Below are 16,451 nucleotides of genomic sequence, written 5' to 3'. Positions count from 1 at the left end.
TGACTTACGACCAAACCGACCTACGACTAAAACGACTTAACACCGCTAATGCGCTTCCAGCCAATTTTCGCCAAAGCCCATTTCAACTTCGAGTGGGACGGCCATCGGAAAGGCTTGTTCCATTTCGTGTTTGATCATTTTTTGAATCGCTTCCAGTTCAGATCGATGCACATCAAAGACCAATTCGTCATGCACCTGCAGCAACATTTTGGATTGCCAATTTTCGGTGGTAAGTTTTCGATGAATATTGATCATCGCAATTTTGATAATGTCTGCAGCCGAACCCTGTATGGGCGCATTTACCGCATTGCGTTCGGCTCCTCCTCGTACAACCGCATTGGCCGAATTGATGTCTTTTAAATAGCGACGGCGCCCTGAAATCGTTTCCACATAACCGTTTTCTCGGGCAAAATCGACTTGGTTTTGCATATACGATTTCAATTTGGGGTAGGTTTGGTAATAGGCATCAATCAAGGCAGCACTTTCACTTCGCGAGAGACTTGTTTGATTGGATAGTCCGAAAGCAGAAACTCCATAGATGATACCGAAATTGACCGTTTTGGCATTGCTACGTTGCTCTTTGGTGACTTCATCGAGTGCAACTTGAAATACTTTGGCCGCGGTACTGCGGTGAATGTCTTCTTTGTTTTGAAAGGCCTTGATCATGTTTTCTTCGCCACTCAACGCAGCGATAATACGCAATTCGATTTGAGAGTAGTCGGCTGACAGTAAAACATAGTCTTCATTTTTTGCCACAAAGGCTTTACGAATTTGACGGCCCCGTTCGGTACGAATCGGAATGTTTTGCAGGTTGGGATTGTTTGAACTCAATCGGCCGGTACTTGCTACGGTTTGCATATAATCGGTGTGAACGCGCTGGGTTTTGGCATCCACTTGATGCGGTAGAGCTTCAACGTACGTGCTTTGTAATTTCACCAGCTGACGCCACTCAAGGATATCGCGTACAATTTCGTGTTCATGGGCCAAATAACTGAGGACTTCTTCTCCCGTAGCGTATTGTCCAGTTTTGGTTTTCTTTTGTTTCTGTCCTCCAATTTTCATTTTATCAAACAAAATATCGCCCAATTGTTTTGGGGATGCCAAGTTGAAGGTTGCTCCAGCGGAGGTATAAATTTTTTGCTCCAAGGCTTGAATTTCAAGTGCCATATCGGCTGACATCGATTGTAGGTAAGATACGTCCAAACGTATGCCTTCGCGTTCCATGTCAGCTAAGACTTGTACCAGAGGAATTTCGATTTCGTCAAAGAGCTTTTTCGTTCCCACACGTTCGAGTATCGGTTGAAAATGCGCTTTGAGTTGCAAGGTTACATCGGCATCTTCTCCGGCGTATTCTTTGATGGCTTCAAGCGGAACGTCGCGCATGGAACGTTGGTTTTTCCCTTTTTTTCCAATCAAGGTTTCAATGGACTGTGGCGCATACTGTAAATAGGTTTCGCTCAACACGTCCATATTGTGTCGCATATCGGGATTGATGAGGTAATGCGCAATCATGGTGTCAAAAAGCGGTCCTCGCACGGAAATTCCGTAATTGGCCAATACTTTTAAATCGTATTTTAGGTTTTGTCCAATTTTTTCAATGGTTTCATTTTCAAAAAAGGGACGCAATTGGGTGGCTATTTTTTGTGCTTCCTCTTGATTTTCCGGCACGGGTACGTAGTAGGCTTTCCCTTTTTCCCAGGCGAAAGAAATCCCTACCAATTCAGCATTTTTTGCATCAATACCGGTGGTCTCTGTGTCAAAACATACAGCGGTTTGTTTCAGTAAATTTTGTAACAACAACTGCATTGGAAAGTCTCCTTGCACGATTTGATACAAGTGCGGCGTTGTTTCCAAAGTGGCATAGGTGGTGGACGTAAGAGTCGCTTCTTCATCGTCAACAAACCCAAACAAATCCATTTGATTTTCGGGGGTTTTCTTTGGGGTAGGTTTTTTGGTTACAACCGTTTCTGCGGCGCCATTATTGGTGTCAATCGCATCGTAATCGTTTCCTTGTCCAAAAAGCTTGTCAAATTGGGCTTTCATTTGGCGAAACTCCAATTCTTGAAATAAGGCATCGGTTTTTTCAACATCGGGACGACTTAATTCAAAGGCTTTTTCGTCAAATTCGACAGGACAATCCAATAAAATAGTCGCCAATTTTTTGGAAAGGAGTCCTTGTGCTTTGTGAGCTTCGATTTTGTCTTTTAAGGCGCCTTTTAATTGGTGGGTGTTGGCTAAGAGATTTTCCATGGAACCAAACTCGGCCAGTAATTTTTTTGCCGTTTTTTCACCCACTCCGGGAAGTCCAGGAATATTATCGACCGCATCGCCCATCATCCCCAAGAAGTCAATGACTTGTAGCGGATCGTTGATTTCAAATTTTTGTTTTACCTCTTCCACCCCCCAGATTTCAATATCGTTCCCCATTCGGGCGGGTCGGTACATGAAAATATTTTCCGAAACTAATTGGCCAAAGTCCTTATCGGGGGTCACCATATATACTTTGTAGCCTTTTTTCTCCGCTTTTTTGGCTAGCGTTCCAATCAAGTCGTCGGCTTCAAATCCTGCTTTTTCAATGATCGGAATGTGCATGGCCTGGAGCAGCGCTTGGATGTAAGGAACGGCAATTTTAATGGCTTCTGGGGTTTCGTCACGGTTAGCTTTGTATTCGGTAAACATTTCCAAACGATAGTCGCTGCCTCCTTTATCAAAAGCTACGGCCAAATGGTCGGGTTTTTCGCGTTTTATCACATCCATCAGGGAATTCATAAATCCCATAATGGCTGAAGTATCCATGCCTTTGGAGTTGATGCGTGGATTTTTGATAAAGGCATAATACCCACGAAAGATAAGCGCGTAGGCATCGAGGAGGAATAAGCGTTTTTGTTCCATAATTACTCATTTAGACCCATTCATATTGGATTCAAGCGGGTCATCAAATGTAAGGATTCAAGTTGAAATCTGAGGGCGAAGGTTGAAATTTCCCAAAGATGCTTTTTCAGCGTAGTGCAGGGTGGGGGGATTAAGCTACAGCGGTTAAAATTTCCTTAAATTAAAAGCGGACTTATACTGACCTACAATACCTTTGCGCTTTAAAATCGTATATGACCTTTCGATTATTTATTCTTTTGGTACTGCTAACGCTTATTGAAGTGTATGCTTTTCAAGCGGTTCGTACGGTAACCAAAACCAAATGGGTGCAATGGACCTACCTGGCGGTATCATTGGGGACCTTGTTTTTTGTGTTTTATCAATTCACCAAGTTTGACCGAAAAGTAGGACAGACCCCGATGACCATGTTGACCATTGGGTTATTGTTGTTGGTATTAGTCCCTAAATTGATTATGATTTTGGTGCTTTTGGCTGAAGATATGTTCCGACTGGTGTTGGGGGCCAAAAACTTTTTTGTGCAATACGATGCTGAAGAGTCCTTTATCCCTGCCCGCCGCAAGTTTGTAAGTCAATTGGCTATTGGATTGGCTGCAGTTCCCTTTTTATCCTTGGTGTATGGCATGACCAAAGGCAAATACAATTTTAAAGTTCGAAAAGAAACCTTATATTTTGATGATTTGCCCGAGGATTTCGACGGATTTACCTTTACTCAAATTTCAGACATCCATAGCGGAAGTTTTGACGATCCCGAAAAAATTGCCCATGCTATCGACATCATCAATGCGCAAGCGTCGGATATGCTTTTGTTTACCGGTGATATTGTCAACACGCATGCCACTGAGATGCATCCTTGGGTTGATTTGTTCTCAAAGATTAAATCCCATCCGTTTGGAAAATATTCGGTATTGGGGAATCATGATTATGGCGAGTACATCGAGTGGAATTCCGCGGCAGAAAAAGAGCAAAATTTTAAAGATATTATCGATTTACACCGTCAAATTGATTTTAAACTCCTCCGCAACGAGCACGTAAACATCCAAAAAGGAGCTTCGGCCCTCGCATTAGTTGGGGTTGAAAATTGGGGGGTAAAGTTCAAAAAAGCTGGGGATTTAGCCAAAGCCTCCGCCGGATTGGATCCCAATGCGTTTAAAATTTTAATGAGTCACGATCCCAGCCATTGGGAGGTGGAAGTAAAATCGCATCCTGAACTATACCATCTCACGTTATCAGGACATACACACGGCTTGCAATTTGGTATCGAAATCCCAGGATTTATCAAATGGTCGCCTGTGCAATATGTGTACAAACAATGGGCAGGATTGTATGAACATACGGGGCGCTATTTGTATGTAAATCGCGGTTTTGGATTCCATGCCTATCCAGGGCGCGTAGGAATTATGCCTGAAATTACAGTACTTACACTAAAAAAAGGCCGTCCTGTCGCATAATTTGTTAAAAATAGTACCTTTGTATCCTAATTTTTCTTTACTTTGGGTGAAGAATGCTAAATACCGATTGATTGTATGTCGAAATTTGGAGAACTTATCAACGCACAAGTCCCTGTTTTAATCGACTTTTACACCGAATGGAACGAATCTTCTGTTTCAATGCATCCGGTGATTCGCGATGTTGCTGCGGCCTTAGGCGATAAGGCAAAAGTGATTAAAATTGATGTGGATAAAAATCAAGAGCTGGCAGAAGCCCTTCGTATTAAAGGGGTTCCCACGTTAATGATTTACAAAAACGGTCAAATGGTATGGCGGCAGTCCGGCGAATTGGACGCCAACTCCTTGATTGCTTTGGTTAAAGATCAGATTTAGGAAGGATTTCACCCCGATATCCTTGCGCTTTAAGATAGGCTAAAGCCTTTGGTAATACTGTTTTCAGATTGCCAAAGGCTTTTTTGCTATCATGAAAAACAATAATACTACCCGGTTGAACATGTTGGGTAATGCTTTTTAGGCAATCCTCAGGGGTTGTATTTATATCCCAATCATACGTAAGAATATCCCACATAATAGGGGTTAGATGATGGCCGCGCAATTGCCGTGGTTGACCTAGTTTTAATTTGCCGTAGGGCGGGCGAAAGAGCAAAGGAGTACGCCCCAAATGGGTTTCCATACACGTTGTACAGGCCTTAATGTCCTCAAGATACGCCTCACGCGATGTGTTCCAACTGTTGCGATGATGGTAGGTGTGGTTACCGATCCCGTGCCCCTCTTTGATTAAGGATTGCGCAATGTTGGGGAACTGCGCCACATTATTTCCAATAAGAAAAAAAGTAGCTTTAAAATGGTAGGCAGCTAATGTTTCCAAAACCCATGGGGTAATTTCAGGCGTAGGCCCATCGTCAAAGGTGAGGTACACTATCCGCTCGGTTTGTGGAATGTCCCAAACTAAATTAGGGGTGCATTTTTTCACCCACAACGGTGTTTTTATCCATCGCATCATGGTTGCAATATCGCAAAAAAAATGCTCCGCCAAAGGAGCATTTTTCAGTTATTCTTTATCGCGGCCGAATTGCGGGAATCGGGCATTGTATTGATTGAAAGCTTGGCGATTTTTTTGATAGAAGTCAATGTCGCCATTTTTCTTGCTTACGCGAAGCAAGCTACGGTATCGTTCAATTGCCGATACGATATCTGTTGCCATAAACGATTTGTCAGCAGGGGAGAACGTTGTATAATACAACAATTCTTGTTGGTATTTTGCAAAAAGTTTGGTCATCAACGCGCGTGCTTTTTCTTTTTCCCCCACTTTATAATACCCATTGGCAAATGGTTCTAGCGTTAGATAATAACCGTAATAGTCCAAAGGCATTTTGTCAAGGGCAAGTTCGATAATTTTTTTCGCTTCCGGAATACGCCCCTCCGCAATAAGGGCATCCATAGTTCGGGCCATGTTGCCACGGTAGGAAATACAGTTACGGCGGGTTTCAGGATCGTGGTAAATATCAGTTCGCTCGCCATTGCCCCATTTCCAATTCATAATCAATTGGTACATTTTATCGGTGTCCAATTGCCCCATGTCGGGATAATTTTCTTCAATCACTGGGGTTTTGATTGGTACTAACTTGTACACCATGCCATCCAATTGCAAGAAATCTTTCATCCACAAATAATCGTCGTCCCCAAAACTTCCTGGGCTGAAATAAATCGGACGTTTCCAGTTGTTATTGTTAAGGATGTCCAACATAATCAAACGGTTTTTGTATAATGCACCCCCTTTGATGTCCAAATCGATGTAAGGAACGATGGAATCAGCTTGTTTCGCATTTACAATTTTATGTTTCAAGATGGAAGTTTTATCCACAGGAATACGAACTTTATTGGTCGGGAAGAAATGAAGACGGTGTCCACTTTGCATTTCGATTGTAGTTAAGGTGTCTTCGCTTTTCGCAAATTCGATAAAGTCTTTTAAATTCCAACGGTTTTCAGTTTGCTTATGGAATAATATCACATCGCGGTTGTCGGCTACAATCTGGCTGTGCGAGAAAGAAATCGGTAGCCCATCCGAAAGATTGGTTTTTTGCTTCATTTGATCAATGTACCAATCGGTCATCAACAAACTCGTATTTACAATGCGCACGTCGGTACGGTATCCTTCAATTTCTTGTGCATACCATAGCGGGAACGTGTCGTTATCCCCTATAGTAAATAATATAGCGTTTTTATCGCACGAGTCCAAGTAGTTTTTCGCCATTGCAATTGCCGTATAGCGATTAGAACGGTCATGATCATCCCAGTTTTCTTTGGCCATCAAAATAGGTGACACCAACAAGGATACGGCAATAGCCGACCATGCCGCTGTTTTGGCATTGATTTTCTCTGCGATCATTTCGTAGAGGGCAAATACACCAAATCCAACCCAAATCGCAAATACAAAGAAGGAGCCTACCAAAGCATAATCGCGTTCCCGAGGTTCGAAAGGACGTTCGTTCAAATAAATTTTTAAAGCCAACCCTGTAAACAAAAATAAGGTAAGCAACACGTAGAACGATTTTAAATCCCGTTGGGCATGGTACATTAGTCCAAGTAAGCCCAAAAAGAAAGGTAAGAAATAATAGAAGTTGCGCCCTTTATTGTTTTTAACGTCGTCGGGCAAATTGTCTTGCGAACCCAAATGCATTTCGTCTATCACTTTAATTCCCGACATCCAGTTGCCATCGAGGTTGTCGTAGCGCCCTTGATTGTCGTTCTGACGTCCAACAAAGTTCCACAGTAAATAGCGTCCATACATATAGCCAAATTGGTATTCGACCATAAAGCTGATGTTTTGCCAAAATGTAGGTTTTTCAACCTCAATATATTCGCTATAGTATTTCAAAAAGCTGATATAGTCTTCGTTATCCACTCTTTTTTGATTGAACGCTTGACGAAATGCAGCTACTTCTTCAACTAATTCTTGATTGTCGGCAAACTCAGGTTTGATGGTGAACTTAGGCACCCCTACAAAGTTCATATACCCTTTGACATTGTCGTTGCTCCACAAACGGGGGAGGATGGCGCGGTGCTTACTATTGGAGTTTTGCTCGGCTTTTTCGTAATTGTTTACGATGACATATTTGCCTGTTTTTTCATCGCGCTCATAGTTTGGTTTTTTATCCAAATAGGGTTCCTCTTCGTCGGCGCCGGCAAACATATCGGTGTATTGTGGGCCATAGAATAAGGGGTTGTATCCGTATTGTTCACGGTTGTAATAAGCCAGTACCTCGGCGGCATCAGAGGGTTTATTTTCGTTAATAGGTGTATTCGCATTGGCGCGCACAGGAAGCATTAACCAGGTAGAAAAACCAACTAAGACAAACAGAATGCACAACAAAGCAGTATTGACCGCAGGCATTTCTTTTTTGCGGGTATATTGTAGTGCAAAGTAAAAGAACCCAACAATAGCCAAAAAGGCGATAAGTGTTCCCGAATTAAAGGGCAATCCAAAAGAATTCACCATAAAGATTTCTGTTTTAGCAAAAAATGCTAAGGTATAGGGCAACAGAAGTTTAAAAATGAATAATAGAATAGCAATAATAATGACGTTGGCAAGGATAAAACTCTTGACGGTCACCTTGGGGTATTTTTTAAAGAAATACAAAAATCCGATGGAAGGTAAGGTCAATAACGCCATGAAGTGCACCCCAAAGGAGAGTCCAATCATCAAACTGATTACGAGTAACCAACGATTTCCATGGGGTTTGTCCATGTCGGCTTCCCAGCGCAATCCAAGCCACAACAATAGGGCAATCATGAACATCGCCATGGCATATACCTCGGCTTCCACTGCATTAAACCAAAAACTATCGGAAAAGGTAAAGGTTAGCGCTCCAACGAATGAAGCTCCTAAGATCACTTTAAGATTGGTTTCATGGAGTGAAGTATAGCGGCTTACAATTTTTTGTAAAAGCAAGGACGACGACCAAAAAAGGAATAAAATGGTAAAGGCACTCGAAAAAACCGAGAGCATATTCACCATGAGTGCCACTTTATCGGGACTCACTGCAAAAAGCGCAAAGAAGGCTCCTAGCATTTGAAAAAGTGGTGCTCCGGGAGGGTGACCGACTTCTAAGTTGGCTGCAGTAGCAATGTATTCTCCGCAATCCCAAAAACTCATGGTTGGTTCTACAGTAAGGCTGTAACAAAGTAAAGCGATCGCAAAAGCTGTCCAACCTAGAATGTTGTTCCACTTTTTAAAGTCAAAAGGCGTCATAGTATGGTTTAAGTATTATGGTGCAAAGAAACTATTTTTTTGTGTATTGCTCCATGGGTTAACAAAAAATTCTAAAAAACTGATTTACATGCTTTCCCCTAACGCACGGGGATGCGTTTTCGTATGTAGCCAAAAAAAAGAACTTAAAAAAATGCAAAACGTTTGCTTAAATAAAAAAAAGCCATAAATTTGCACCCGCAATATTGGTCTATGGTGTAACGGTAACACTACTGATTTTGGTTCAGTCATTCAAGGTTCGAATCCTTGTAGACCAACAAAAAACCCGACAGTACGTCGGGTTTTTTTGTTTTACAAAAAAGCCTGGGTGAACCAGGCATTTGAATGTTTAAATTTTAAAAGTCACAACGGGGCGTTGCGCGTGGTTGACGAGGTCTTCACTAATACTTCCGTTAAAGAAGTGCGCCAATCCTTTTCGACCGTGTGTACTCATTCCGATCAGGTCGGCATCAATACTATTGGCAAAGTTCAAAATTCCTTTTTCTACATTGGTTTCGTTGTAAATATGGGTAACGTAATTGTTGATTTGGAAATTACGGACAAAACCATCGATGATACCTTGTGCGGTAGAAGTTGACTTAAAGTTGTTGGGCGTATTAATCATGACCAAGTGGAGTGTGGCGCCAAACTTGTTGGCAAACTCTACGGCTTTGGTAAAGGGTTGACGAGTCTCTTCAGAGAAGTCTGAGGCGAAAACAAACTTGTCAACATTGAATTCTCCCATATCCTTTTTAATAATCAATACGGGTACTTCGGCATTGCGCACTACTTTTTCCGCATTGGAACCGATAAACATTTCTTTGTAGCCGCTCGCTCCATGGGAGCCCATTACGATTAAGTCTACGTTGTTTAAACGGCTGATGTTTAAAATTCCTTCAAAAGCCATTTCAAACTGAATTACTTCCGAAACATTGATTCCGTCCAAATAAGGGGAGTCCATAATTTCTTCAAGCTTGTTGATTGCGGCATTTTTGAAAAACATTAATTCGGGAATATCGTGACCTTTGCTAATTGCATCGCTTCCTTCGTGAGGCAATTCCAACATGTGTAATAAAATGATTTCACCATTGTTTTTGCGGGCGATTTGAGCAGCAACTTTTAAGGCGTATTCGGCGTGTTCAGAAAAATCCGTTGGGATAAGAATTTTTTTCATTGTGAGGTATTATTATGGTTTTTGTTTATTTATTTGCTTGTATAAAAGTACAAAAAAAATATCAACCCTTGCTGTTTTTCTAAAATAAAAAAAACCTATATTTGCACCGTTGTTTAACGAATGATGCATAATGAGGGAAGCACTGCTTCCCTCTTTTTATAACAAAAGATGACCTTCAAAGAAAAAGTAATGCAGTTGTTGGAGCAAGGGTTGGCCGAGAAGCCGCACTTGTTTTTAATAGATGTTTCGATTTCAGATAGTTACAAAATTAGTGTAACTTTGGACGGGGATAATGGAGTGACCTTACAAGACTGTATGGATATCAGTCGCGCCATTGAACATCATTTGGATCGGGAAGAAGTCGACTTTTCATTGGATGTTGCGTCGGCCGGTGTAGGATCGCCTTTAAAGTTGGTGCGTCAATACCAAAACAACGTGGGGCGCTGGTTGATTGTAAAAACAACGGAAGGCACAGTGATTGAAGCGGTTTTAGCGGCGGCTGATGAAGAGAAAATTACACTTTCTTGGGAAGCCCGTGAGCCGAAGAAAATTGGAAAAGGGAAGGAAACAGTGCAAAAAGTAATGGAGATTCCCTACGCCCAAATCAAAGAAGCAGTGGTTACAATAAAATTCTAATAAATCATTATATAATGGAAAATCTTGCATTAATAGAATCATTTTCTGAGTTTAAAGATGACAAATTAATCGATCGTGTTACCTTAATGGCCATCCTTGAGGATGTTTTTCGTAACGCTTTGAAAAAGAAATATGGTTCTGATGACAATTTTGATATCATTATCAACCCCGACAAAGGGGATATGGAAATCTGGAGAAATCGCGTAGTTGTTGCCGATGGTGATGTTGAAGATTCTAATTCACAGATTTCTCTTTCGGAAGCCCGCAAGATTGAACCCGATTTTGAGGTGGGTGAAGATGTTTCAGAAGAAGTGAAGTTGATTGACTTAGGTCGTCGTGCGATTTTGGCATTGCGTCAAAATTTAATTTCAAAAATCCACGAGCACGATAACACCAACTTGTATAAGCAGTTTAAAGATATTATCGGTGAAATTTATACGGCTGAGGTACACCATGTGCGTCCCAAAGTGGTTATTTTGGTGGATGATGATGGTAACGAAATTGTATTGCCAAAAGAAAAACAAATTCCTTCCGACTTTTTCCGCAAAGGCGATAATGTAAAAGGAATTATCGAAAGTGTTGAGCTCAAAGGCAATAAGCCACAAATTGTAATGTCGCGTACTTCTGAAAAGTTCTTGGAAAAATTATTTGAACAAGAAATCCCAGAGGTGTTCGATGGCTTGATTATGATTAAAAAAGTGGTGCGTATCCCTGGAGAGAAAGCCAAAGTAGCGGTAGATTCCTATGATGATCGCATTGACCCAGTAGGAGCATGTGTCGGAATGAAAGGATCTCGTATCCACGGCATTGTTCGGGAGTTAGGCAACGAAAATATTGACGTAATTAACTTTACAACCAACCCTTCTTTGTTGATTTCAAGAGCATTGAGTCCAGCTAAAGTATCTTCTATCAAGTTGGACGAAGCCCGTAAGTCGGCAGAAGTTTTCTTAAAATTAGAAGAAGTTTCCAAAGCGATTGGTCGTGGAGGACAGAATATTAAATTGGCTAGTTTGTTGACAGGCTTTGAATTGGATGTTATTCGCGAAGGAAGCGCAACCGAAGATGATGATGTTGAATTGACCGAATTCTCAGATGAAATCGATGGATGGATTATCGATGAGTTTGCCAAAATCGGATTGGATACGGCCAAAAGCATCCTCAAACAAGATGTAGCCGATTTAGCCCGAAGAACCGATTTAGAAGAAGAAACCATCCTTGAAGTGATGCGTATTCTAAAAGAGGAGTTTGAAGACTAAATAATACCTACATTTACAAAAGAATACAGAACTTAATTACACTATATGTCTGACGAAAGAAATATACGAATTAACAAAGTTTTACGGGAATTAAATATTTCTCTGGACCGTGCCGTGGACTTCCTTAAAGAAAAAGGAATCTCCATTGATTCGAATCCAAATGCCAAAATTTCTGCCAGTGAATTTGATATTCTTCAAAATCAATTTGCAGGAGATCGCGGAAACAAAGAGGCGTCCAAAGGCGTTAGCGAAGAAATTCGCAAAGAAAAAGAGGCGTTGCGTTTAGAGCGTGAACGTGAATTGGAAGAGAAAAAACGTCAAGAAGAAGAACGTCAGCGTCAAGAAGTAATTAAGGCTAAAGCTGTAGTTACGGGCCCCAAGCCTGTAGGCAAAATTGATTTAGAAAACAAGCCAGCTCCAGAAGCAACCCCTGCTCCGACTCCAACGCCAACTCCAGAAGTGGTTGATAAACCAGTCGAGGCGGCTCCCGTTGAGAAAGAACAACCTCAAGTAGCAGCTTCCAAGGAAGTTACTCCAGCGCCCGCACCAGCTTCTGTTGAAGGACAGGATGATACGTACAAAACGATTTATACGAAGTTGACAGGTCCGGTTGTAGCTGGTGAGAAAATTGACTTAACCAAATTTGAAAAGCCCAAAAAGAAAAAAGAAGAGGGAGCCAAAGAAGGGGAAGGCAAAAACAAGCGCAAACGTATTCAAGCCAAACCCGATGCACGACCTGGAGGAGGAAATCCCAACGCGGGAGGCAATGCCAACAAAGGAGGCAATGCTAAGTTTGGCAACAAACCGGGGTTCCAAAAAGGAGGCAATCGTCCTGCTGTTGTTCAAAAAGTAGAACCTACGGAGGAAGAAGTTAAAAATCAAATTAAAGAAACCTTGGAGCGTCTTCAAGGTAAAGGGAATAAATCAAAAGCGGCCAAATACCGTCGAGAAAAACGCGATACGCACCGTCAACGAAATGAAGACGAATTACAAGCGTTGGAAGAAGGGAGCAAAATCCTTAAAGTAACCGAGTTTGTAACAGTAGGAGAGATTGCCAGTATGATGGATGTGCCGATTACAAAAGTGATTGGAACCTGTATGTCTTTGGGAATCATGGTGACCATGAACCAACGTCTTGATGCAGAAACGTTGACTATTGTGGCGGATGAATTCGGATTTGAAGTGGAATTTATCTCTACCGAAATTGAAGAAACGATCAAAGTAGTAGAGGACCGCGAAGAAGATTTGAAATCCCGAGCACCTATAGTTACGGTGATGGGTCACGTTGACCACGGGAAAACGTCGTTGTTGGATAACATTCGTAAAACCAATGTCATTGCGGGAGAATCAGGAGGAATTACGCAACATATTGGGGCTTATTCGGTAACCTTAGAAAATGGCAAGCGAATTACATTTTTAGATACACCCGGTCACGAGGCCTTTACCGCTATGCGTGCCCGAGGCGCTCAAGTCACCGACGTCGCCATTATCGTGTGTGCTGCCGATGACGATATCATGCCCCAAACAAAAGAGGCCATCAGTCACGCCCAAGCAGCGGGGGTTCCTATGATTTTTGCTATAAATAAGGTAGATAAGCCTGCTGCCAATCCCGAACGCATTAAAGAACAATTGGCGCAAATGAACTTGTTGGTTGAAGATTGGGGTGGAAAATACCAATCCCATGAAATCTCAGCTAAATTTGGTCAAGGGGTGAATGAGTTGTTGGAAAAAGTGCTTTTGGAAGCTGAAATTTTAGATTTAAAAGCCAATCCCAACAAACCCGCCATCGGAACCGTTGTAGAAGCGCAATTGGATAAAGGTCGGGGTTATGTCACAACTATTTTGGTACAAGCAGGAACCTTACGTGTGGGCGATTATGTATTGGCCGGTAAAAACCATGGAAAAGTAAAAGCGATGTACGATGAGCGCGGTCACAGTATTAAAGTGGCAGGTCCATCTACACCCGTATCTATTCTAGGTTTGGATGGTGCACCCACCGCGGGGGATAAATTCAATGTATTTGAAGATGAACGCGAAGCGAAGCAAATTGCCGCCAAGCGCACGCAACTTTTACGCGAACAATCGGTTCGTACGCAAAAGCATATTACGTTGGCCGAAATCGGACGTCGTATTGCTCTAGGTCAGTTTAAAGAATTAAACGTGATTTTAAAAGGAGACGTAGACGGTTCCGTAGAAGCTTTATCCGATTCGTTCTCAAAATTATCAACAGAAGAGATTCAAATCAATATCATACACAAAGGAGTTGGAGCAATCACAGAATCAGATGTTATGTTAGCCTCTGCTTCTGATGCGATCATCATCGGATTTAATGTTCGTCCCGCTGGAGCTGCCAAACAGTTGGCGGAAAAAGAAGAGATTGATATCCGTAATTATTCGATTATTTACGATGCAATCGATGATTTGAAAGATGCTATGGAAGGCATGTTATCGCCCGAGATGAAAGAAGAAATCACGGGGAATGCAGAAATTCGCGAAACGTTCAAAATATCCAAAGTGGGTACCATTGCCGGATGTATGGTTACCGATGGTAAAATATTCCGTAATTCGAAAATTCGATTGATTCGAGAAGGTGTGGTGATTTTTACGGGGGAACTTTCAACTTTAAAACGTTTTAAAGATGACGTAAAAGAAGTGTCTAAAGGCTATGATTGTGGTATTCAAATTAAGAACTACAACGATATACAAATCAATGATATCATCGAAGCTTACCACGAAGTTGAAGTTCGAAAAAAGTTGAAATAATAGAAAGTGAAAAATAAAAAAGCGGTTTTTAAACCGCTTTTTTTATGCTCTATTGGGTTTTACAACCAAGGCGTTAGGGTATTTTTTTTTGAGTAGCATAAGATTTCTTTCCGCTTCAATACGGCTTTTAAAATTTCCTACCCAAACCTTATATAAAGGAGTGCTAAAAACGATGGTGGCATCATAGTGTTTGTTGTCTTTGCGAAACAATGCTAGCATTTTTTTTGCATCTTCACTGGCGCCACTAAAAAGCTGAATTTTATAGCGATTGTTTACCGTAATTGCAGCATTTATTTTTCTTTTCTCAGCCAGTAACTGCTCAAATTTAGGGTCTTGTTCAACCGTAACTTGTTGGCTAAAAAGGATGTTAAAATTTAAAAAAAACAACCCTAAAAAAAGCCACTTTTTTATAGGTTTTTGGAGCCTTATTTTCATAATCTTTTGATTTATATGCAAATGTAAGAGTATCCTTTTATTTACGCTAAATTTTTACTATTTAGAATTGTTATAAATTGTTATTTTACATTCTTTTTAGGTTTTGATAATAGGGCATAAATCGTATTTTTGCTCAAGTTTTTAAAAAAGTGTGTAGTTTCCTCTTGAAATACCTTCAAAAAACTATGCCAAAACGTCGATAATCATTAATAATATGAAAAAAGTGGGTAACCATAATTCGATTTCAAAAATGTATTCCTTCGGGTTAGCATTAATGCTAACGTTTTCACTCTCTACTTTTGCTCAAGATCCAGCTCCAGCAGCTCCAGCAGCAGCCCCCGCAGATGCAGCGGCAGCAGCCCCAGCAGCTTCAGCAGGTGGTGATGTGGCCAAAGGGAAGGAATTGTTTAACACCAACTGTGCTGCTTGTCACAACTTAGATAAGCCAATGACAGGTCCTGCGCTTCGTGGGGTAGCCAACAAGTACGATAAAGCATGGTTGTACAAGTGGATTAAAAACAGTTCGGCTTTGATTGCCTCAGGTGATGCGCAAGCTGTAAAGGTTTTTGAAGAAAACGGCAAAAAAGTAATGACCGCTTTCCCACAGTTGACCGATGCTGATATCGATAACATTTTAGCGTACACCTCCGAGCCAAAACCAGAAGCTCCAGCTCCAGCAGCGGGTGCTGTAGGTCCAGCAGGCCAAGGAGGCGGTGGAGCAGAGGGAGGTATTTCGAATGAAGTGATTCTTGGTGCTTTGGCTTTGGTGATGTTGATGTTGGTAGTGATGTTGTTGTTGGTTAATAATGTTTTAACCAAAATTGCAAAATCTAACGGCGTTGAGATTCCTGTTAGAACTTCAAATCCCCTTTCTATTTGGAAAGCTTTTGCGCAAAACCAATTCCTAGTTTTAGTTTCTTCGATATTTTTATTGTTAGCCAGTGGTTATTTTGCCTACGGATATTTAATGCAAATAGGTGTTGACCAAGACTATGCTCCAATTCAACCGATTCACTATTCGCACCGTATTCACGCGGGAAGCAATGGAATCGATTGTAAATATTGTCACTCGGCTGCCCGTGTTAGTAAAAACGGAGGTATTCCTTCCTTAAATATTTGTATGAACTGCCACAAGAATATTTCTGAAGTGTCTGACACTACAGCTACTGCAGAATATTCTAAAGCATTCTATGATGCTCAAATCCAAAAATTGTATGATGCTGTGGGTTGGGATAAATCGACCCAATCGTATACCGGCAAAACGAAACCAGTAAAATGGGTACGTATCCACAATTTACCTGACTTTGCTTATTTCAATCACTCGCAGCACGTTACTGTAGCGGGGATCGAATGTCAAAAATGTCACGGTCCGGTAGAAACCTACGAGATTCAGAAGCAATTTGCGCCTTTAACCATGGGTTGGTGTATTAACTGTCACCGTGAGACTGAGGTGAAAATGGAAGGCAACGCTTACTATGAAAAAATCCATGCTGAACTTTCCAAAAAATATGGAAAAGAAAAGCTAACCATCGCTGATATGGGTGGTTTGGAATGTGGTAAGTGTCACTATTAATCAATTATTAAGAAGCTAATATTTA

The 16,451-nt window shown here is 41.3% G+C and carries 11 protein-coding genes and 1 tRNA gene; 7 read left to right on the top strand and 5 right to left on the bottom strand.

From position 1 onward, the window contains the following. Positions 1 to 45 precede the first annotated feature (45 nt). Positions 46 to 2,892 carry a DNA polymerase I gene (gene polA, locus BUC17_RS08920; protein ID WP_073363491.1) on the bottom strand — a complete coding sequence of 949 codons (2,847 nt, stop codon included), beginning with the start codon at positions 2,890 to 2,892 and terminating at the stop codon, positions 46 to 48. Between the two features lie 212 nt (positions 2,893 to 3,104). Between polA and BUC17_RS08915 the strand changes: the two genes are divergently transcribed. Then, a complete protein-coding gene (locus tag BUC17_RS08915; protein ID WP_073363489.1) occupies positions 3,105 to 4,340 on the top strand; it encodes a metallophosphoesterase in 1,236 nt (411 codons plus the stop codon). A 75-nt stretch (positions 4,341 to 4,415) separates the two neighbouring features. Further along, on the top strand, positions 4,416 to 4,712 hold the full coding sequence (locus BUC17_RS08910; protein ID WP_073363488.1) for a thioredoxin family protein: 297 nt from the start codon (positions 4,416 to 4,418) through the stop codon (positions 4,710 to 4,712). On the opposite strand, the gene BUC17_RS08905 is transcribed toward BUC17_RS08910, so the two are convergent. Together BUC17_RS08905 and BUC17_RS08900 are read right to left on the bottom strand one after the other, a co-directional pair. After that, positions 4,696 to 5,343, bottom strand: coding sequence for a polysaccharide deacetylase family protein (locus BUC17_RS08905; protein ID WP_234977697.1), 648 nt, complete (start codon positions 5,341 to 5,343; stop codon positions 4,696 to 4,698). The genes BUC17_RS08910 and BUC17_RS08905 overlap by 17 nt on opposite strands. A gap of 48 nt (positions 5,344 to 5,391) precedes the next feature. Further along, positions 5,392 to 8,592, bottom strand: a complete 3,201-nt coding sequence (locus tag BUC17_RS08900) for a glycosyltransferase family 117 protein (protein ID WP_073363485.1) — start codon at positions 8,590 to 8,592, stop codon at positions 5,392 to 5,394. 204 nt (positions 8,593 to 8,796) lie between these two features. Here BUC17_RS08900 and BUC17_RS08895 point away from each other — a divergent pair. Further along, a tRNA-Gln gene (locus tag BUC17_RS08895) sits at positions 8,797 to 8,867 on the top strand. Between the two features lie 71 nt (positions 8,868 to 8,938). Here BUC17_RS08895 and BUC17_RS08890 read toward each other — a convergent pair. Further along, entirely contained in the window at positions 8,939 to 9,763 is an 825-nt protein-coding gene (locus BUC17_RS08890) for a universal stress protein (RefSeq protein WP_073363483.1), read from the bottom strand. A 168-nt stretch (positions 9,764 to 9,931) separates the two neighbouring features. On the opposite strand from BUC17_RS08890, the gene rimP reads away from it, so the two are divergent. Genes rimP through infB form a run of 3 tightly spaced genes read left to right on the top strand, consistent with a single transcriptional unit; the run spans position 9,932 to position 14,418 of the window. Next, positions 9,932 to 10,399 (top strand): ribosome assembly cofactor RimP, encoded by a 468-nt coding sequence (gene rimP, locus BUC17_RS08885; RefSeq protein WP_073363482.1) that lies wholly within the window; start codon positions 9,932 to 9,934, stop codon positions 10,397 to 10,399. A 14-nt stretch (positions 10,400 to 10,413) separates the two neighbouring features. Continuing rightward, entirely contained in the window at positions 10,414 to 11,655 is a 1,242-nt protein-coding gene (nusA, locus tag BUC17_RS08880) for a transcription termination factor NusA (protein ID WP_073363480.1), read from the top strand. Between the two features lie 45 nt (positions 11,656 to 11,700). Continuing rightward, positions 11,701 to 14,418: a translation initiation factor IF-2 gene (gene infB, locus BUC17_RS08875; protein ID WP_073363478.1), complete on the top strand. Its 2,718-nt coding sequence runs from the start codon at positions 11,701 to 11,703 to the stop codon at positions 14,416 to 14,418. Between the two features lie 42 nt (positions 14,419 to 14,460). Here infB and BUC17_RS08870 read toward each other — a convergent pair whose 3' ends face one another. Beyond that, positions 14,461 to 14,853 carry an SPOR domain-containing protein gene (locus BUC17_RS08870; protein WP_073363477.1) on the bottom strand — a complete coding sequence of 131 codons (393 nt, stop codon included), beginning with the start codon at positions 14,851 to 14,853 and terminating at the stop codon, positions 14,461 to 14,463. Between the two features lie 214 nt (positions 14,854 to 15,067). On the opposite strand from BUC17_RS08870, the gene BUC17_RS08865 reads away from it, so the two are divergent. Beyond that, a complete protein-coding gene (locus BUC17_RS08865) occupies positions 15,068 to 16,426 on the top strand; it encodes a c-type cytochrome (protein WP_073363475.1) in 1,359 nt (452 codons plus the stop codon). Positions 16,427 to 16,451: the final 25 nt, after the last annotated feature.

The sequence above is a fragment of the Flavobacterium fontis genome, assembly GCF_900129405.1.
In the GTDB taxonomy this organism is placed as follows: Bacteria; Bacteroidota; Bacteroidia; order Flavobacteriales; family Flavobacteriaceae; genus Flavobacterium; species Flavobacterium fontis.
This window is presented reverse-complemented; position numbering and strand designations above follow the sequence as displayed.